Raw genomic sequence first — 18080 nt, forward strand, 5'->3', positions numbered from 1 at the left:
ATGACCGTCCTCAGCCGTTGCTTGTTGATCCTGGGCGTTTTGCTGGCCAGTGCCTGTGCCCAGCAGCCCGCACCTTTCACTCCACCCGCCGAACGGCCGATCCCGGTCAACGAAACGCCGTGGCCGAAAAACCATTTCCTGGGCATTGCCTATCACGATATCGAAGATCGCGACCCCGATCAGACCGTGGTAGCGGTGCGTACCGAACGTTTGATCGAACAATTGGCCTGGCTGCGTGAAAACGGCTACCAGGCGGTCAGCGTCGATCAGATACTCGCCGCCCGCAGCGGTGGGCCGGCGCTACCGCCCAAGGCCATCATGCTCAGCTTCGACGACGGCTATTCGAGCTTCTATACCCGGGTGATGCCGATTCTGCGTGCCTATCACTGGCCTGCCGTGCTGGCGCCAGTGGGCAGCTGGATCGATACGCCGCTGAACAAACCGGTGGATTTCGCCGGCACGCCACGCCCACGGGGTGACTTCCTCACGTGGGAGCAGATTCGCGAAGTGTCCAAGTCCGGCCTGGTGGAAATCGCCGCGCACACTGACGCCAATCACACCGGTATCCTCGCCAACCCCCAGGGCAACCTGGAGCCGGCTGCGACCACGCGCCGCTATGACCCGGCCACGAAACGCTACGAAACCGAAGCGCAGTTCCAGGCGCGTATGCGTGCCGACGTGGCGGCGATCACTCACAAGATCCGCTCGGTCACCGGCAAGGCTCCGCGCGTCTGGGTGTGGCCTTACGGCGCCGCCGATGGCACCTCGCTGGCGGTGGTGAACGAACAGGGTTACCAGATGGCGCTGACCCTCGAAGACGGCCTCGACAGCCTCGGCGACCTGAACAACAGCCCGCGTTTCCTGGTGGCATCCGACCCGGATGGCGAGCACTTTGCCAACAGCATTGTCGGCGAACAGGCCCATGTGCCTCTGCGGGTGCTGCACGTGGACCTGGACAACGTCTACGACCCCGACCCGGCCCAGCAGGCGCGCAACCTCGACCAACTGGTGCAGCGCGTGGTGGACATGGGCGCGAGCACGGTGTTCCTGCAAGCCTTTGCCGACCCGGTGGGCGACGGCCTGGTGCACTCGCTGTACTTCCCCAACCGCCACCTGCCGATGCGCGCCGACCTGTTCAACCGCGTCTCTTGGCAACTGCACACCCGTGCCCATGCGAGCGTGTATGCGTGGATGCCGGTGATGAGCTTTGCCCTGGATGCCAAGTTGCCCCGCGTGACCCGTTGGGACCCGGAAACCGGTAAGGTGGGGGTCGATCCAGACCAGTACAAACGCCTGTCGCCGTTCGACCCGCAAGTGCGCAAGATCGTCGGCGAGATCTATGAAGACCTGGCGCGCAATGCGGCCGTCGATGGCATCTTGTTCCACGACGACGCGGTGCTCTCGGACTTCGAAGACGCCAGCCCCGCTGCGCTCAAGGCCTACGCCGCCGCCGGCCTGCCGGACAGCATCGCCGCCCTGCGCGCTGACCCGGCGGTGATGCACCGCTGGACGCGCTTCAAGAGCCGCTACCTGATCGACTTCACCAAGGAGTTGACCGCCAAGTTCCGCGCCATCCGTGGGCCGGCGGTGCTGACCGCGCGCAATATCTTTGCCGAGCCGATGCTCAACCCCGAGAGCGAAGCCTGGTTCGCGCAGAACCTGGATGACTTCCTGCAGACCTATGACTGGACCGCGCCCATGGCGATGCCGCTGATGGAAGGCCAGGAGCTCAAGACGTCCAATGCCTGGCTGGAGAAGCTGGTGGCTACGGTCAAGGCACGCCCGGGTGCGATGCAGAAAACCATCTTCGAGCTGCAAGCCAAGGACTGGCGGACCAAGGCCGCGCCGGACATCGACGGCCAGCAGATGGCTGAATGGATGGGTGTGCTCAAGCGCCAGGGTGTCACGAGTTTTGGCTACTACCCGGACAACTTCCTGGAAAACTCCCCGGACCTGAAGACGGTACGTCCGGCCCTTTCCAACCAATGGAATCCATGACCATGTTCGATAGAATCCTGGCGTTACTCGTGCTGGCATTGGTATTGGGTGTGCCCCTGGGCCTGATCTTCCTGGTCACCGGGCAGTTCCTGATGGACTTCGTGTTTTTCTACCCGCTGTTCATGTCGGCGTTGTGGATCTCCGGCGGCCTGTATTTCTGGCTGCACTGGGAGCGTCACTGGCCGTGGAAAGACGATACGCCGGCGCCGGTACTGGCCGGCAACCCGCTGATCTCGATCATCATCCCTTGCTACAACGAAGGCGATAACGTCGCGGACACCATGGAGGCCGCGCTGGCCCAGGTGTACCCGAACATCGAAGTGATCGCGGTCAACGACGGCTCCAGCGACAACACCGCCGCGATCCTCGATGCGCTGGCCCTGAAAGACTCGCGCCTGCGGGTGCTGCACCTGGCGCAGAACCAGGGCAAGGCCGTGGCCTTGCGCATGGGTGCCGTGGCGGCGCGCAGTGAGTACCTGGTGTGCATCGACGGCGACGCGCTGCTGGATAAAAACGCGGCGGCCTACATGGTGGCACCGATGCTCGACAACCCGCGCCTGGGCGCCGTGACCGGCAACCCACGCATCCGCACGCGCTCGACCCTGATCGGCCGGGTGCAGGTGGGCGAGTTCTCGTCGATCATCGGCCTGATCAAGCGTACCCAGCGGGTGTTCGGGCGGATCTTCACGGTGTCCGGTGTGGTGGTGGCGTTTCGCAAGAAGGCGCTGGACCGCATCGACTACTGGAGCACCGACATGATCACCGAGGACATCGATGTCAGTTGGAAGCTGCAGCTCGACCACTGGAGCATCTTCTACGAGCCACGGGCGCTGTGCTGGATCCTGATGCCCGAAACCGTCGGTGGCCTGTGGAGACAGCGCCTGCGCTGGGCCCAGGGCGGCGCCGAAGTGCTGTTCAAGAACATCCGCGGCATCTGGCAATGGCGCCATCGCTACCTGTGGCCGCTGCTGTTCGAGTACTGCCTGTCCACCGGTTGGGCGTTCACGTTCCTGCTGTCGGTGATCTTCTACGTGCTGGGCAAATTCATGGTGTTGCCACCGGCGATCACCGTGGATGCCCTGGTGCCTCCGGCGTTTACCGGGTTGGTGCTGGCGATGGTGTGCCTGGTGCAGTTTGCGGTGAGCATCCTGATCGACCGGCGCTACGAAAAAGACCTGTGGAAAACCCTGTTCTGGACCGTGTGGTACCCGATGGTGTTCTGGCTGGTCAGCCTGTTCACCACCCTGGTGAGCTTCCCCAAAGTGCTGTTCAACCAGCACCAGAAGCGCGCGCGCTGGGTCAGCCCGGATCGCGGCATCAAACCTGTTGAAGAGGAGGCGTGATCATGAAACTGGTCAGAACTCGCCAACGTTCCATCATGTGGATCATCGATGTGCTGCTGACCCTGATGGCCTGGGCCGGGTTGGTCTGGCTGCTGGCGCGCGGGATCAACTCGATGCTCGATACTCACGGTGGGCCGCGCATTGAAGCGCCGATCTTTGCAGCGCTGAACACGCTGCAGGTCTACCTGTGGATTGCTTTGTTCAACGCGGTGATCCTGGTCAGCTGGGCGCGCTACCAGCAACGCAAGGGCCGCAAGTTCGCGAGGCGCCGCGCCGAGGCCAAGGCCCTGACGGACAAGAACATGAGCGACAGTTTCAGCCTGGCCGAAGGCGACCTCGAGCAACTGCGCCGGCCGGGTGTGCTGGTGATCCACAACGACGAGGAGGGCGGCGTGGCTGAGGTCAAGGCGCACATCTCCCGCGACGTGGAAAAGCCAGGGCTCACCCTGGTACCTGGCAAGGATCAAGACAAAGACGCCAGCTGATACCCTTCCCTCCAGGAGCCGGCAAACCGGCTCCTGCATCCCACACATGGGATCCCATTCGCAAAACCTTCGCGAACTTTTTTGAGTTTTTCCGCACTAACCTGTCTCGGCCACTAACTTGATGGCCAACTAGCAGCATCTGACACGTTATCCGACGAATCGCTGCCAAAACAGCAGCCGCTTGTTGGAAGAATACGTCCAGTCACAGGCCGTATGTCTTTGTTACTGCCACGGATCCGGCATGTGCTCTGCACTTTCCTGCTCGCTTACTTGAGCACTGAACAGTGCCGCCGCCCCTGCAGTTCGACACTATTGCCTTCACGCAATCTGAATGGGGCGTCCATGATGCCGGGCGCAGAGGGCGGATGATGATTCAATGGTCTGTGTTACGTGCACGTGAAGCAGGCAGTGACTTTGACGTGCCCGAGCAGGAACTGTCCCTCATCGACGAGGGTGTCTACAAAGTTTCAGATACTCAATATTGCCTGGCTGATATCCATATTGAGAACGGGCAAAAGCGGCTGGCATTGGTTTCATTTTTTTGGACGGTCAGTGCGGCGGCCTTTCGACGAGCTTATTCGTTCGACATCGAAGCCGACGATTTCGCGATCGGCGTGCCCCCGGTTGAGTTACTGCCAGACGACGCCGCGCCAACCTACGGTCAAATCAAACGTGCGTTGGCGGCCGTCGGGAGGGTTATGGAGCATGCTTCCTACCGTGTGATGTCCGATGGTGCTTTTATTCATCGGAGCCTGGAAAACGCCGACGCGTCCTATCATTTTCGTTCGCGTGACGATGTGGATGATGAGCCGCCCTATGCGATTGTGTGGAAGTGCTGCGCGGTTAACCTGAGCACTCAAAAATAAGTGGTGTGGTCTGGGGCAGACGCGCTACCGGCAATCGACGGATTGCTGAGTTTGAACAGTTCAGGGCCGAGCGTATGCCAATGCTGCCCTTCACCTTTTGCATCTTCAAGGATGATTCATGAAAAACACAAAACTCCCTGTTCAAGCCTTCCTGATGTCCTGCCTGGTGGCGGGCTGGGGGCTGGTCTACGTTGGCCGCATCAAATGGGCCATGTGGGTCGCAGCCTTTTTGTACACCGGGGTGGTGTTGCTCGGTGTGCTTGGCCTGAGCGCGTCGCCTGTCGGGCTGTACGTTCTGTTCGGGTTTATTGTTGCGGTCAAGCTTGCATCGGCGATCGCGTCGGCGGTGTTGGCCCGTCGGTACAACGGCCCGCCGAATGTGCCGCGCAAGCGTTTCCATGCGCTGTATGTAGGCGTGCTGATCGTGATTTCTTTTGTGTTGCTGGAAGTGCTGCGAGCACCGCTGATGGGGTTCAAGAACTACTACATTCCGACGGGCTCAATGGCGCCGACAGTGTCGGTGGGCGACTACATCGTGGCCGATCTCAAGGCGGGTGCGCCAAAGGTCGGGGACATCGTGGTGTACCGCTGGAACGGCACCGAGGCGATCAAGCGCGTGGCGGGTGTGGGAGGCGATACCTTGGCCATCGTCAACGGCGAGTTGATCCACAACGGCGACAACCTCGGCTTGTTCCATGCCCCGGCAGATCGGGTCGAAGGCCCGGCGTCGATGACGCTGGCGCCGGTGAAGGTCGAGCCAGGGCGTGTCTATCTGTTGGGGGATAACCGCTACAACAGCAATGACAGCCGCTTTATGGGGCAAGTGGCGGTTGAGGATGTGGTGGGCAAGGTGACGGGGATCTGGTTTTCCAAGGAGCGGGCACGCATTGGTACGACCTTTCCCTGACACCGGTATCAATGTGGGAGGGGGCTTGCCCCCGATGACGGTGGTTCAGTCGCAGATGTATGCGCTGATCCACTGCTATCGCGAGCAAGCCACCTCGCACATTTTTGATGTCTATTGTTCTGGCGAGTGGCTTACAGCAACTTGCGCTGCACCGCCTCATCCAGCGTACTGCGCGTCAGCGCCTCGACCACTTCCCGCGCGTCCGCCTGAAACGGAATACCGACAATCAACACCAGCTGCATCCAGGTGCGCACCGACTCACTCTTCTTGACCCGGCCCAACTCCTTGCCGTCCTTGTCCTTGAACACCGTTTCCAGGGTGAACACGTTCTTGGCGGTGGTCGGGATAATGAAGAACGTGAAGCCGGTAATGAACGCCGAAACCGGGCTGTATTCTTCGTTGTTGCGCAACGTGGCATCCACGTAGAGGTCTGATTCGACCTTGTCGGCGCTCACCCGCGAAAAGCGGTTGGACTGGCGAAACGAGTCTGTCACCGCCTGTTGCCACAGGGCTGCCGGTTTGCCCGGGGTCGGGACGTCCGCACCACCGTTGACCTGATTGAGCGCGGTAGTGCGCACATAGGCCGTTGGCTTTTGCGCCGGCGCGTTGGCGGTCGGTGGCCAGGTTTGTACGGCGGGCAGTTCGTGTTGCGAGTAGGACACGCAGCCGGTCAGCAGGACGGCGGCGAGTACCAGGCCGTGCTTGATCAATCCTTTCATGTGTTGCTCCTGGGTTGTTACGGTTTGGCCAGTTCGGCGGTAGCGGTATCCAGCAATTGCGTGACCAGCTTGGTCAGCTGTTGGCCGCCCATCGAAGGTGCCCAATATTCGCCGCTGTAGAGGCCGACGTTGTGTTCGAAGGTGATCGACTCCTTGGCCTTGGCCAGTTCCTTGCCATTGCGGTCGACGATGACCAGGTCACCGGCCACGTCAAAGCTGTCCACGTAGATCGGGCCATTGACCCAGATCCAGATCGTCAGCGTCAGCAGTGCACCGGGGAAGTAACCGGGGTGGGGCGCGCGATGCCCCTTGAGAGACGTCATATTGAATTTGAGCGTGACGTCCTGCTCACCCAGGCGCACCGGGAATTCAGTGACCTGCTTGAAATAGCCCGCACTGCGCACGTACTGCTCGAGCTGCACCGTGAGCGAGCGACCGATGGCGGTTTTGTTGGCGTCGTTCACGTCGGCGGCATTTACCGTCACTTCGGCAAGCTGCGCAGTGCGCGGGCTGCTGGTGGGGGCCGGATGGAGCGGGGCGCCGATTGGGCCGGAGACGGTGTAGGAGACGCAGCCGGTCATCGACAGCGCGGCAAGCAGGGCTGTCGCCCGGAGCAGAACTTTAAGCACGAAATATCCCTATAAATGAACCAATCAAGCCAGTGTCTCGACTCGCCGATGCAGAACTTGAGCGGTTTAACCCGAACTCCCTGAACCTTGCGTCTGACCTTGTGAGCGCACTATTCAATCACGAGGTTCAGCCCATGTCCCGTTCTCTGTTCTTCCTGCGTCCTGCGGCCCAAGGCTTTACCGTTACCTTGCTGGTGACGCTGGCCGGATGTGGGCTGTCTTCTTCCCGCGATGCGGCGGCGCCGGCCGCAGCGCCACCGGTTGCTGAACTGCACAGCGCGCCGGCCCAGGGTGCCCTGGTCAAGCGCGCGGCGATGCCCGCACCGATGCGCCTGCAAGAGTCGGCGACGATGGACTATCGCAGCGAACCCCGCGAGCAATACGCAAACCTGCCGGACAACCCGGTGCACCGTGTCGCCGAGACCCCTGTTTCTACGTTCAGTGTGGATGTCGACACCGGCAGCTATGCCAACGTGAGACGCTTCCTCAACCAAGGCAGCCTGCCGCCCGAAGGCGCTGTGCGACTGGAGGAAATGCTCAACTACTTCCCCTACCGTTACGCGTTGCCCACCGATGGCTCGCCGTTTGGCGTGACCACCGAACTGGCGGCCACACCGTGGAATCCGCGCAGCCAGTTGCTGCGCATCGGCATCAAGGCCTCCGACCGCGCGGTAACGGACCTGGCGCCGGCCAACCTGGTGTTCCTGGTGGACGTGTCCGGCTCCATGGACCGTCGCGAAGGGTTGCCGCTGGTGAAAAGCACGCTCAAGTTGCTGGTGGATCAACTGCGCGACCAGGACCGAGTCTCGCTGGTGGTCTACGCCGGAGAATCCCGGGTCGTGCTCAAACCCACCTCCGGCCGCGACAAGGCAGCGATTCGCAACGCCATCGACCAGCTCACCGCTGGCGGCTCCACAGCCGGTGCATCCGGTATCGAACTGGCCTACCAGATGGCCCGCGAAGGCTTCATCGACCAGGGCATCAACCGCATCCTGCTGGCCACCGACGGTGACTTCAACGTGGGCATCAGCGACTTTGACAGCCTCAAGCAAATGGCCGTGGAGCAACGCAAAAGCGGCGTATCGCTGACGACTCTGGGCTTCGGTGTGGATAACTACAACGAACACCTGATGGAGCAACTGGCCGACGCCGGCGACGGCAACTACGCCTACATCGACACCCTGCGCGAAGCCCGCAAAGTGCTGGTAGAGCAACTCAGCTCGACTCTGACGGTGGTCGCCCGCGATGTGAAATTGCAGGTGGAGTTCAACCCCGCGCAGGTCAGTGAATATCGCTTGCTCGGCTATGAAAACCGCGCGTTGAAGCGTGAGGATTTCAACAACGACAAGGTTGATGCGGGCGAGATTGGTGCAGGACACACGGTGACGGCCTTGTACGAAATCGTGCCGAAGGGCGAGAAGGGTTGGCTGGAGCCGCTGCGTTACGCCCCGGCGCCGGTATCCGAGGGTAAACCCTCCGAGCTGGCCCTGCTGCGCGTGCGCTACAAGCCGGCGGCGGGTGGCGAAAGCCGGCTGATCGAACGTCCCATCAGCGCTCAATCCACTCCGGCCAGCGACGACCTGCGCTTCGCCGCCGCCGTCGCCGCCTTCGCCCAACAGCTCAAGGGCGATGGCCGCTACACTGGCAGCATGAGCCTGCGCGACACCGCTGCACTGGCCCGCTCGGCCCGAGGCGATGACGCGTTTGGGTTGCGCAATGAATTCGTACAACTCGTAGAACTGGCCCAAAGCCTCAAACACTGACCCTGAAAACAATGTTGATCCCCCGTGGGAGGGGGCTTGCCCCCGATGAAGGTGGGTCAGCTATAGATAAGCTGACTGACTCACTGCCATCGGGAGCAAACGCCCTCACACAAGCAGATCCAGGAGCCCGCCACCCACATGGCCGACCCAGATGACTCACCCAGCGACGAATCGCTGCTGGCCCGCTACCGAGCCGGCGACAGTGCCGCGTTCGAAGCCCTGTACGCCCGGCACCGCCAGGGCCTGTACCGGTTCCTCGTGTCCCTCAGCAACAAAGCTGAACTGGCCGAAGAAATCTATCAGGAAACCTGGCTCAGCCTGATCCGCAGCGCCACACAGCCACAGGGGCGGGCGAGTTTTCGTACATGGCTGTTCCAGATTGCCCGCAATCGGCTGATCGATCACTGGCGCAGGCACGGCGTCCACAACCCCTTGCACGACAGCTACGACGAGCAACTGCACGCCCAGCCCGACGACAGCGCCGGCCCCGAGCAGCAGTTGAGCCTGAGCCGCGACCAGGCCCGTCTCGACGCCGCCCTGCAAGACTTGCCCGAAGACCAGCGTGAAGTCTTCCTGTTACGCCTGCACGGTGAACTCGAAGTGCCGCAAATCGCCGCACTCACCGGCGCCCCGCTGGAAACCGTAAAAAGCCGCCTGCGTTACGCCCAGCAGAAACTGCGCCGCCTGCTGGCCGAGGAGATACCCGCATGATCGACTCCAGAAACACGCCCGATCCCGATGACGAACTGCTCCAGCATTATCGTCAACACAGCCCCGTCGAGCCGCCTGCGTCCCTCGACGCCTTCATCCTCAACGCCGCCCGTCGCGAAGCCCCGGTTGCGCAGCCGAGCGTGTGGCAACGCTGGCTGCACGCCTGCCAGCGGCCGCGCTGGCAGATGGCGTTTGCCACTGTCGCCGGGTTGGCGCTGATGATCGGCGTGGTGATGCGCTCCCCCGTGCCACAGCCGGAAATCTCCACCGCAACGTTCTCCGCATTGCACCAGGAAGCCGCCAGCCCACCCCCGCCCGCGATGCCGGCGCCCGCGCCCATGGCCCGAATGGCGGCAGCACCCAAAGCCGAGAGCGCGCAGGTCATGGGTTCGATGGCGGATGAGTCCAGCGCCAAACTCAGCAAGCGTGCGCCGGTGGCGCTGCCTTCATTGGAGGAAGGGTTGCAGGAGATTGTGCGATTGCGGGAAGCGGGCGAGAGTAGAGCGGCGGATGAAAAGCTGCTGAGGTTGCATGAGCGTTTTCCTGAGGAGGATTTGCCGACGCGATTGGAGGCGTTGCAGGAGCGTTAATTCAGCACCCACAAAAAAGCCCCAGGCCTTTCGACCTGGGGCTCTTTCATCGTATCTGGTGCACCCGGCGGGATTCGAACCCACGACCCCTGCCTTCGGAGTCCTAAAAGTCGGCGTTTAGAATCAATACGTTAGCGGGGATTAGCTGGGGAATCAATGGGTTGTGGTAGCTGGGATTAGTGGGTTTTCGCCCCGGTTAGCGGGGCGAGTGTGGCAAATTTGTGGCATTCCGATCAGTAAGTAAGTCTCTCGACGCATCTATTCGACTGAGCAAACCCTAAGCAGTCAGTAATGAAGGGCAGTAAGCGGCCAAAAGCAGCCTCTCGCTGCCGTCGGCCAGATGCAGTGAGACCTCAATGAAATCATGGAGGGAGTTTTCCACCTACATGAGCAAAGCGATGATCGGCTCCAGCCTCAGCCGACCTCGCCGCTTAACGAATGTTTATGGCGCTTGAAGGATTCGTTTAAGCTCGGAAAGGTGGATGCGCCTGGCATCGGGATCAAGCTCATCAGCAGCGTTCCAAATCGCTTCGATCTTTGGCCTCACTGACTTCGCGATCCGCTGACGATCCACTTGGAGAAGCCGCCGACCTAGCAACGTAGTTAATGGTTTGGCGAGATCGACCCAACCATCCTTATTGCTTTCCTCATAAATGAAATTTAGTTTTGTACCTGTCATACGACATGCACCGTCAACGGCGACCCCACCGTTCTCGTTCCAGATAATGCAGAGGTATTCATTCTTCTCTGTAGTGTCGAGAGTGTCTGGCCAAGTCTCAAACGACCAGCGCTCTACGCCTTCACCGCCCTGCCCGTTACTTCCATGCTCAATGAACTCTTCGTCTTCGTGCTGCTTGGCCCGGGCTTCGGCCTCAGGTCCAGGTCTTGAAGTGTACAAAAGGGCGTAGGCGTTCCGGCCTTCTAGATCGGCCACTGAATAGTTGTCGAAAGCGAACGGCCCCTTCCGGCTGTAATCAGGGCGACCATCCCGATTCTTCTCATAAGCCTCGGTTGCGTCGGCTAAGTCCTGGTCTGTGATTGGCCTGCTGTCGGTCGACAACCACAGTCGCTTGAACCACTCCTGTGCTGACTCGACTTCATCTCTGTCGACGGTTTGAATAGCAGCTTCGAGCCAGTGCGCAACTTCAACCCCTTCAAATCCCAACCCATTCGCGGATACGTTTGCTGAGCCGATGATTGCCGAGGTGGGTCCTACCACGAGTTTCGCGTGTAGCCTGTCGCACTGGCGGATCTGGACATGAGCCATTGCCTTTGCTCGATCGACCAGCAGTTTGATCACCGCAGGGTTCGTCCCACCGCTTCTGAGATTGCAGATGACTCTCAACGGCTTTCCCTTGTCAGGATGGATGGTTGCCTCTGCGCCATCTCCCCAAAATGCTATAGCCACGTCCAACGAAGCTTCATGGGCAACCATCGTGCGAAGAGCCTTTGGGTACTGCTCCGGACCAATGAACATCTAGTACTCCTTTCCTTGCAGTCAGAGGTGCATCATGGGAATCGAGCGGCGGACAAGTGATGATTACTCTCAGACTTGAGTTGCAGCAATTCCACAATGCGTTGAGTAGAAAAAAATGATTCGCGAAATTGAAAATGCGCTGATGGCAGCATTCGATCAAACCATGTGCAAATATCGCCAAATCCTGAACAACTACTACCCTGCGCATAAAAGCACCGGTTTCACCGAGAGAAACCTAACCAATAATTTCGTCAGGGCGTTGGAGAATGAATTAGGCAAGGACGCATTTGCGTGGTTTGAGGCCCCATTGAGCGCCGAGGAAAAACTGCACCTTGATGCAATCGTTTTTGATCCCACCACGAAAAGCTGCTTTCTCATTGAAGCCAAGAGATTTTCCAACCTCAACAAAAAAGTCGCCGAAACCACACATGATATCCAGCGGATGTCATATCAGGCCCATCACGCCACGCTGGAGCTAGGATTAGGCAAGTTGAAAATAGAACACCGGTACGCCATCGTACTGGTCGATATTTGGACAGAGGGAGAAGCAAAACAGGTGACCTTCGAAAACTGGCCCGCCTGTCTGGGTAACGCATCATTCGACTTATTCCGTACCGGCGGTTTTGAAAACCTCATGATCGAAAAAGAATGGAAGCACCATTACAAGATCATGATGGCCGCCAAGAAGCTTTGATCCACCTCACGTAACGCGATGGGGTTGATTGACCGCTTTAGGTCGGTCGCGGCCATTCGCGACAGGCTGCACTCGGCCAGAAGCGGCCCTTCGCTTAGGATCGCTCGTCTCCAAAGCTGAGAGCGTTGGCTCAAATCATCATCGTTGTCAGGGGCATATCAGCGCGTATATCAGGGGAAAATAAACCAGCTACAGTTGGAGTTCCTTTCCGAATCTAGTAGGCTTTGAAAACCACCACTTATCAATCTAATTAGAGTATCGAAATTCTCATGGATGACAGCTACGAGATTGGCCATAGACTCATTGTCGTGGTCCCGGATAAAACAGCTGAAGCAATGCGCGAAGTCCAGATGGCACCAGTAGCACCTGAAGAGAGCTTCGTAAAAAAAATCGCTAATTCAGTCTTCTCTTTTTATGGTGAACCGTTTGCCATTACTCTCGGCAAGCAAGCCGTAGAACTGATTAAAACGATTATGGATGCTCTAGATAAAGGGGCTGATCTCACCACTCTTAGCTATTCCGAATCTAAGAAAATGAATCTTATTTTCCCGCCAGGTCATCCGCGAGAAAATGTTGTTTACGCTCAACATCCGGCAAATCATCTGATGTACTACACCGCTAGCTCGTTCCACCGTCAGGCGTTCGAGCATAAGTTTGCGGAAATGATAACGCTTCTATCGAGCCTAGGCGCTAATGAAATTAAGGTTGAGCATGTCAGCGGCTGGGATCAAGAGTTTTCAGCAGGTCTCGGCGTTACAACCCCGGCTGGAGATTCTGCTTCGATTGGCGTCGGAAAAAATAGAGCAGAGAACTCCACAATTATTTTTGACGCAAAATTGACAGGGCATGACAATCCATCAATCCCTGAGAATTTGACTTGGTATCCTCACGAAGCTCTTTGGCAGACTGTTGCTACCGCTCGCGTAAACAACGGATTAAGGAATTTCAATCTGTCACTAACGTACTCGGACGATTACGGGCTGAATGCTGGTTTTAAAGCCACCATAAAGGGCACCGGATTAGATTTGGGCGGAAAATTTGAAGAGCATCAATCTACTGTTTGGAAAATAACCGGTACTTTTGGCCCAGAAAAATTACAGTAAAGCGCAGAGATTTGACTTGTGGTTTGGACACAAAGGGGACGGATTTATTAATAGGGCAATCCGCTTTTGGCTGTTTTCAGTCGATCGTCACCGGCAGCAATCGGCCAAAAGCAGACGCTCGCACTCGACCGTTAACGGCCACTAGCGGGCGATGATTGTGTGTTTACCGTAATGCGACCGAGGCGCCGTTCCCATGCGTCGCCTCCTAGGGTTAAGCCTCCAGGTACGACTTAGCTCCGCTATCCAGCTCATCAAGTCACAGCGCAGGCGATTGATTGTTCTGTTTCCAAGCCCGCGGAGTTACACCTTCGGTTCGCACGAATGTTCGACAGAAGTGTGACTGGTCAAAGAAGCCACACTCCAGTGCAATGTCCGCAAGTAGCAATCTCGACGTCTGAAGTAGCTGCTTGCCCCTCAAAATCCGCTGCTCTCGCATCCATTCTTTGGGTGAGACGAGAGTGCTTCTTTTAAACTGACGGGTGAAATGGCTGCGCGATAGCGCACACGCTTGTGAGATAGCTGCCACGGAGATACCTGCGTCCAAGTTATCGAGCATCACCTGCTTGGCGCGCTGGATCTGCCAAGGTTTCAAATGTCCGGTTTGTTTAGCCAAATCCTTAAGTGAGGACGCGCATGTTTCCTTTTTCATCCTGATTCCTTTTTCCCAGTAGCCGGTTGATCAGCTCAATCCAGCGGTCAGTCGATTGGGAAAAATTTAACGGAAGTCGCGTCGAGATGGGGGCGCAATTTTGCGCTGATGGAGGCGCAAAATTGCGCATTTTCAATAGTGTTTCCAGTGCTAGCCTCTGCTTCCCGACAACTCGAATCGACGTCATTCGATCCGTCATCTGCAAGGAGAAAGCAATGGCTGCTTCACAACCGCACGGCAAAAACACCGCTTACTGGGGAGTCTCATGGGAGGAGGGCTACGGCTACCCCCAGGCCAGAAAAGTTGGAAACGAGATCTATATCTCGGGTCAGTTCAACCACGATGAGGAGGGTAATCTCGTTGCTCCCGCGCCCCTGAATAGCGAGGGCAAACCGAGCGATTTCTCATCGATAGGAGAGCAGATGCGCGTCTCCTACGACAACATCGCCAAGTTGCTCGCGCTCTATGGAGCAACCCTTAATGATGTCGTCGAAGAAACGCTCTACGTCTTGGATATGGACGCGGCATTCGCCGTGGTAGGTGATGTGCGCAAAGCCGCATATCGCACTGAGCGGCCCCAGTGCGCGAGCAATATCATCGGTGTATCCAGGTTGGCTCAACGTTCACAGCTGATTGAAATTGTCTGCAAGGCTGTCATCGGATCTAGCGCCGACTAAGAGACGCTCCCGGTTTCGCCCTGCGCAACCGGGAGATTCAGCTGCCCTTCGATCAAAGGCTTTTGATGCGCTACGGCTGCTGCACAAAAAGTCATGAATGCTTTGACTCTCCATGAGTTTCGAATGTCCTGATGCGTAAGCAGCCAGAGCTCGTCCTGTAGCTCGCGCACAACTGGCCCTACGCGTGTTAACCCAGGCGTAATGTCACCCAGCATGCACGGAAGAAACCCATAACCAAGTCCTGCCGCAATGGCGACGCTCGCGGCCGCGACTGAGTCCGTACGATAAGAAATACAGTCGGCGCTGACTCTGTCTTCGACGTAGCTTTTGGCCTTCAGTCCACATAATCCTGCGGAATAGGACACCCACGGTTGGCCTTCTGCGAACGGGGCACTAGTCGCTTGTTTTATGCTGCCATAAGGCGCCCATGCGATCGAAGCGAGCTTGCGCCCGACTAGACTTTCGGCAGGTTTTTTGGTCGCTCTCACCGCTACGTCAGATTCATCGCGAGCCAGACTTAACGTCTCGTTGCCAACCAGAACCTCGATGGCAATTCCTTCATTAAGTGCCTTGAAGTCGGCGATGATCGGCGTGAGAAAATACAGCAGCAGGGAGTCGCTGGTAGTGATCCTAAGCTTTCCAAGCAGCCCTTGACCTGCCCGAGAAACCCGACGTGTAACGCTGACGATATCAAGCTCGACGCGTTCGGCGAGCGCTCTTAATTCAATACCTTCGGGCGTCAGCATGTACCCAGAGCGGCGGTGGTCAAATAAAGCGACCCCAAGTGTCTTTTCCACGTGAGCCACACGACGCGATACGGTGGATACATTGATCCCCAACCTCTTTGCAGTCGTTGCTCTATTACCGCATTCGCTTAGCGTTTTGATGATTCGCAAGTCGTCCCAAGAAAGCTGACTTACAGCATCGCTTAAATTCTGGGTGACGCCGATTGGTACGGGCGGATTGATTGAAGCTTTTTTTGATGTTGGTTTCACGCCAAGCATCCCAAACTAAGGTTGCTCATCATACGAAATGGCTGGAGGCGAACCAAGGAGTCAAGTGCACAAGCGGACTCGACCCGAGCAACCGGCCAGGATGTTCGGGTTAGATAGGGTGGCGTCAGTCGTTCGGGCGAGCATTAAGCCTTTACCATTTCCCCTGACCAACTTAGTCGTGCAGCTTTAATCACTTCATTCTAATCAGTCGAACGTCCGCTTTTGGCCGAATGCTGCCTGTCACGATGGGCCGCAGTCGGCCAATTGCGGATGCTCAATCCTTGGCCGCTTCCGACGTAAGTCAGCCATCCTAAGCCGTCCGAAAGCGCCCTGAACGGCTACATCTCTTCATCCAATTTGAATATTTCGAAGACAATTTCCTTGTGAGCGAAGCGCGCCCGCCATGTTTCAATTTCCGCTGGTAACTGGTCTATCCAATCACGTCGATTTGAAAAGTAACGAACCACGCGCTGATCTATGAAGGCACAGCACATGCGGGAATTCTCGCCGAACATTACGATTGATTCCATATCTGTATAGAGGCCTGCGACTCCACCGGTGATTCCGTCACACATCCGTGGTCGTATGTTTCCCCTATGTGGATGTCACCTGTACAAATGTGGAGTCGATCGATTTGTTCCCCAATGAGGCCGTATAGGCGTGCCAGGTCAGCTCTGTTATGAGCCCATGCTCGAACCACGGCTCGGGTTGATTTTGGTAAGCCTCCTCCTGTTTATGAGACTCTCAAAATGGTAGTCCGTCTTCGCGCTTTGTAAGGGATACGTCGAAGGCGTCGGCCCCGGTTTGCAGTTCTTCGAGTGTCATGGTGTCGAGGCCAAAACGATGCACGGAAATGCCGGTCACAACTTCAAAATACAGCCCTTCGGTATTCTTCAGACCAAGATGACAAATTGTCTGTAGCGTTGGGATGAGATCTCTACCACTCCAATCCAGTTGGACCATCTCTCCCGGCTCAAGACGGGCTGGAAATACCCCTCTGTTCCGATCCGAAAGCGCATGCTTCAATGAGCTACATTTTCCACCGTGACCTATTCTGAGGTCCATTACCGTGCAGCTCCTCAGTCCCTTGCATGCTATGTGGAGCGTGAGCCATGCCATACTTGGCTCTTGGGTCAACATAACCTGCTCACTGTCTCTGGCCAGCTGGAATCTCTCGCTTCGTTGTACCATGTACAGGCTAGCGATAACCGCCAACAGCGCGCCCACTCCCGACACCCAATCCCCAACACTTCCCCAGTCTGGAACGAATCGCACTGTTGACTGCGGGTTTAGGTTTATACCAGCTGTCAGCCCAGCAAATGCTGACAAGGCACAGAGAACGAGAACCCCGACAACTACAGCGACAACCCTCATTGGCACTTACCTGATTATGGAAAGGTGCGGATTATATGGCAGGGCTCGCTCACTGGCGTAGCTCGGACGCAGCGAAAGCCCCTGTATGGTGGTGATCGTTTCCGCATTTTTAGGTCGTTTCCGCAACCTGAAGGTCAAATGCGATTCCTGTGCTCAGAAGCACTTCGCTTTCGTTGGCAAAATGCATGTAAACTGCGTCGCAAAATCGGGGGGACGCAAGCGTATGCTGGGCGTTTCTTAGAAGGTGGTTCGAGTCCTCCCCCCCTGACCCATTTTTTAGAAGGTATGACTTATTTCTAAGGTACATCTGTCTTGGAAGGTGCTTGTTGAACCTATGCAAAACGGCATTGAGTATACAAGTAGCTGTAGCCTTTTTAATGTGCTACAAGGAAAAATGTTTGTCAGAAAGATGGGCGGGGTTTCATTTTTTCCGATAGCACCTAAGTCCTTAGATCCAACGATAGTTTTTTATAATGCCATTAAGCCAGCCATGCGCGACAATGGCTTCTCAGGGAAAAAATTCCCCCTTAAATATGACAATGGTTCTGGCGCGCCAGAAGCAATTAATATAAATATACATACTTACTCAGCCAGGGTTGTTGTTTTACTGGTTTCTAAGTTGATTGTACAGCGTGAAGGAGTCGCTACCAGCCTTCTAGTACTGCAAGATATGGAGTCTCATCCGGGGCTTCACAATCTAGTTAAAGCTGTTTGTTCTGTGATTTGCTTCGGACACGGAAGGTCTGATTATAAAAGTTTTTCTCCAAAAGTTTATCCAGTGGCAGTTTATGAAAAGAGCCTAGGTGAAGCTTCTATTTCGGATGTGGTGGCTGTTGAGGCCTTAACTCGTCATAGAAATCCCAGAGCTCGAATAATTGAAGATATTTTGAAGAAAAACATCGATCATCAGGTCGATGAAAACAGTATCCTCATCGACCGCCAGGGCATATTTGCTAGATATGCCTATGAGTTCGGTGATGAAAGAAATAACGAAAGAAAAATGGAAAGCGTGCATTGCCTTTTTGAATCGCCCCGGGTTTTCTAGACACTCTCCAGGCTCGCTGCGTAACGCTTTTCAAACTCTACCGGTGACAGCTGAT

The 18080-nt window shown here is 56.9% G+C and carries 18 protein-coding genes; 12 read left to right on the forward strand and 6 right to left on the reverse strand.

All coding sequences use genetic code 11. From position 1 onward, the window contains the following. The 5 genes from pgaB to lepB all read left to right on the forward strand — a co-directional run bounded on the left by pgaB (nt 1) and on the right by lepB (nt 5599). Nucleotides 1–1998: a poly-beta-1,6-N-acetyl-D-glucosamine N-deacetylase PgaB gene (gene pgaB / locus CQ041_RS23845; RefSeq protein ID WP_105524839.1), complete on the forward strand. Its 1998-nt coding sequence runs from the start codon at nt 1–3 to the stop codon at nt 1996–1998. A 2-nt stretch (nt 1999–2000) separates the two neighbouring features. Beyond that, on the forward strand, nt 2001–3341 hold the full coding sequence (gene pgaC / locus CQ041_RS23850; RefSeq protein ID WP_105524838.1) for a poly-beta-1,6-N-acetyl-D-glucosamine synthase: 1341 nt from the start codon (nt 2001–2003) through the stop codon (nt 3339–3341). Nucleotides 3342–3343: 2 nt separating this feature from the next. Continuing rightward, the gene (gene pgaD / locus CQ041_RS23855; protein WP_105524837.1) at nt 3344–3826 is read left to right on the forward strand and encodes a poly-beta-1,6-N-acetyl-D-glucosamine biosynthesis protein PgaD; all 483 of its coding nucleotides are present in this window, start codon (nt 3344–3346) and stop codon (nt 3824–3826) included. Between the two features lie 284 nt (nt 3827–4110). After that, nucleotides 4111–4692: a hypothetical protein gene (locus CQ041_RS23860; protein WP_240995336.1), complete on the forward strand. Its 582-nt coding sequence runs from the start codon at nt 4111–4113 to the stop codon at nt 4690–4692. Between the two features lie 118 nt (nt 4693–4810). Next, nucleotides 4811–5599: a signal peptidase I gene (gene lepB / locus CQ041_RS23865; protein WP_105524836.1), complete on the forward strand. Its 789-nt coding sequence runs from the start codon at nt 4811–4813 to the stop codon at nt 5597–5599. A gap of 131 nt (nt 5600–5730) precedes the next feature. Here lepB and CQ041_RS23870 read toward each other — a convergent pair whose 3' ends face one another. Together CQ041_RS23870 and CQ041_RS23875 are read right to left on the reverse strand one after the other, a co-directional pair. Beyond that, a complete protein-coding gene (locus tag CQ041_RS23870; protein ID WP_105524835.1) occupies nt 5731–6318 on the reverse strand; it encodes a hypothetical protein in 588 nt (195 codons plus the stop codon). A gap of 17 nt (nt 6319–6335) precedes the next feature. Beyond that, entirely contained in the window at nt 6336–6947 is a 612-nt protein-coding gene (locus tag CQ041_RS23875) for a hypothetical protein (RefSeq protein WP_105524834.1), read from the reverse strand. A gap of 134 nt (nt 6948–7081) precedes the next feature. Here CQ041_RS23875 and CQ041_RS23880 point away from each other — a divergent pair, with 134 nt between their 5' ends. From CQ041_RS23880 to CQ041_RS23890, 3 genes are all read left to right on the forward strand, one after another. Then, nucleotides 7082–8710: a VWA domain-containing protein gene (locus CQ041_RS23880; protein ID WP_105524833.1), complete on the forward strand. Its 1629-nt coding sequence runs from the start codon at nt 7082–7084 to the stop codon at nt 8708–8710. A gap of 138 nt (nt 8711–8848) precedes the next feature. After that, nucleotides 8849–9421 (forward strand): RNA polymerase sigma factor, encoded by a 573-nt coding sequence (locus tag CQ041_RS23885; protein ID WP_105524832.1) that lies wholly within the window; start codon nt 8849–8851, stop codon nt 9419–9421. Continuing rightward, nucleotides 9418–10011 (forward strand): hypothetical protein, encoded by a 594-nt coding sequence (locus CQ041_RS23890; RefSeq protein ID WP_105524831.1) that lies wholly within the window; start codon nt 9418–9420, stop codon nt 10009–10011. The genes CQ041_RS23885 and CQ041_RS23890 overlap by 4 nt, the downstream gene beginning before the upstream one ends. Nucleotides 10012–10453: 442 nt before the next feature. On the opposite strand, the gene CQ041_RS23895 is transcribed toward CQ041_RS23890, so the two are convergent. Beyond that, entirely contained in the window at nt 10454–11488 is a 1035-nt protein-coding gene (locus CQ041_RS23895) for a phospholipase D family protein (RefSeq protein ID WP_105524830.1), read from the reverse strand. A gap of 115 nt (nt 11489–11603) precedes the next feature. Here CQ041_RS23895 and CQ041_RS23900 point away from each other — a divergent pair, with 115 nt between their 5' ends. Both CQ041_RS23900 and CQ041_RS23905 read left to right on the forward strand, forming a co-directional pair. Further along, on the forward strand, nt 11604–12182 hold the full coding sequence (locus tag CQ041_RS23900) for a hypothetical protein (protein ID WP_105524829.1): 579 nt from the start codon (nt 11604–11606) through the stop codon (nt 12180–12182). A gap of 269 nt (nt 12183–12451) precedes the next feature. Continuing rightward, entirely contained in the window at nt 12452–13285 is an 834-nt protein-coding gene (locus CQ041_RS23905) for a hypothetical protein (protein WP_105524828.1), read from the forward strand. Nucleotides 13286–13541: 256 nt separating this feature from the next. Here the strand turns inward: CQ041_RS23905 and CQ041_RS23910 are convergent, their stop codons facing one another. Beyond that, nucleotides 13542–13934: an AraC family transcriptional regulator gene (locus CQ041_RS23910; protein ID WP_105524827.1), complete on the reverse strand. Its 393-nt coding sequence runs from the start codon at nt 13932–13934 to the stop codon at nt 13542–13544. 215 nt (nt 13935–14149) lie between these two features. On the opposite strand from CQ041_RS23910, the gene CQ041_RS23915 reads away from it, so the two are divergent. Continuing rightward, on the forward strand, nt 14150–14611 hold the full coding sequence (locus tag CQ041_RS23915) for a Rid family hydrolase (protein ID WP_105524826.1): 462 nt from the start codon (nt 14150–14152) through the stop codon (nt 14609–14611). On the opposite strand, the gene CQ041_RS23920 is transcribed toward CQ041_RS23915, so the two are convergent. Together CQ041_RS23920 and CQ041_RS26660 are read right to left on the reverse strand one after the other, a co-directional pair. Continuing rightward, a complete protein-coding gene (locus CQ041_RS23920) occupies nt 14608–15615 on the reverse strand; it encodes a LysR family transcriptional regulator (RefSeq protein WP_105524825.1) in 1008 nt (335 codons plus the stop codon). The genes CQ041_RS23915 and CQ041_RS23920 overlap by 4 nt on opposite strands. A gap of 735 nt (nt 15616–16350) precedes the next feature. Next, on the reverse strand, nt 16351–16671 hold the full coding sequence (locus CQ041_RS26660) for a hypothetical protein (RefSeq protein WP_242461034.1): 321 nt from the start codon (nt 16669–16671) through the stop codon (nt 16351–16353). 643 nt (nt 16672–17314) lie between these two features. Between CQ041_RS26660 and CQ041_RS26255 the strand changes: the two genes are divergently transcribed. Continuing rightward, nucleotides 17315–18025 (forward strand): hypothetical protein, encoded by a 711-nt coding sequence (locus tag CQ041_RS26255; protein ID WP_146116089.1) that lies wholly within the window; start codon nt 17315–17317, stop codon nt 18023–18025. The last annotated feature ends 55 nt before the right edge of the window (nt 18026–18080 follow it).

It is taken from the genome of Pseudomonas sp. MYb60 (assembly GCF_002979555.1).
Classification (GTDB): Bacteria; Pseudomonadota; Gammaproteobacteria; order Pseudomonadales; family Pseudomonadaceae; genus Aquipseudomonas.

Excerpts from the sequence above, each read along its gene's own strand:
- pgaC (WP_105524838.1), top strand. The coding sequence starts at position 2,001 with ATGTTCGATAGAATCCTGGCGTTACTCGTGCTGGCATTGGTATTGGGT.
- CQ041_RS23910 (WP_105524827.1), bottom strand. The coding sequence starts at position 13,934 with ATGAAAAAGGAAACATGCGCGTCCTCACTTAAGGATTTGGCTAAACAA.
- CQ041_RS23905 (WP_105524828.1), top strand. The coding sequence starts at position 12,452 with ATGGATGACAGCTACGAGATTGGCCATAGACTCATTGTCGTGGTCCCG.
- CQ041_RS26660 (WP_242461034.1), bottom strand. The coding sequence starts at position 16,671 with ATGGACCTCAGAATAGGTCACGGTGGAAAATGTAGCTCATTGAAGCAT.
- pgaB (WP_105524839.1), top strand. The coding sequence starts at position 1 with ATGACCGTCCTCAGCCGTTGCTTGTTGATCCTGGGCGTTTTGCTGGCC.
- CQ041_RS23895 (WP_105524830.1), bottom strand. The coding sequence starts at position 11,488 with ATGTTCATTGGTCCGGAGCAGTACCCAAAGGCTCTTCGCACGATGGTT.
- CQ041_RS23880 (WP_105524833.1), top strand. The coding sequence starts at position 7,082 with ATGTCCCGTTCTCTGTTCTTCCTGCGTCCTGCGGCCCAAGGCTTTACC.
- CQ041_RS23890 (WP_105524831.1), top strand. The coding sequence starts at position 9,418 with ATGATCGACTCCAGAAACACGCCCGATCCCGATGACGAACTGCTCCAG.
- CQ041_RS23915 (WP_105524826.1), top strand. The coding sequence starts at position 14,150 with ATGGCTGCTTCACAACCGCACGGCAAAAACACCGCTTACTGGGGAGTC.
- pgaD (WP_105524837.1), top strand. The coding sequence starts at position 3,344 with ATGAAACTGGTCAGAACTCGCCAACGTTCCATCATGTGGATCATCGAT.
- CQ041_RS23900 (WP_105524829.1), top strand. The coding sequence starts at position 11,604 with ATGATTCGCGAAATTGAAAATGCGCTGATGGCAGCATTCGATCAAACC.
- CQ041_RS26255 (WP_146116089.1), top strand. The coding sequence starts at position 17,315 with ATGCAAAACGGCATTGAGTATACAAGTAGCTGTAGCCTTTTTAATGTG.
- lepB (WP_105524836.1), top strand. The coding sequence starts at position 4,811 with ATGAAAAACACAAAACTCCCTGTTCAAGCCTTCCTGATGTCCTGCCTG.
- CQ041_RS23885 (WP_105524832.1), top strand. The coding sequence starts at position 8,849 with ATGGCCGACCCAGATGACTCACCCAGCGACGAATCGCTGCTGGCCCGC.
- CQ041_RS23920 (WP_105524825.1), bottom strand. The coding sequence starts at position 15,615 with ATGCTTGGCGTGAAACCAACATCAAAAAAAGCTTCAATCAATCCGCCC.
- CQ041_RS23870 (WP_105524835.1), bottom strand. The coding sequence starts at position 6,318 with ATGAAAGGATTGATCAAGCACGGCCTGGTACTCGCCGCCGTCCTGCTG.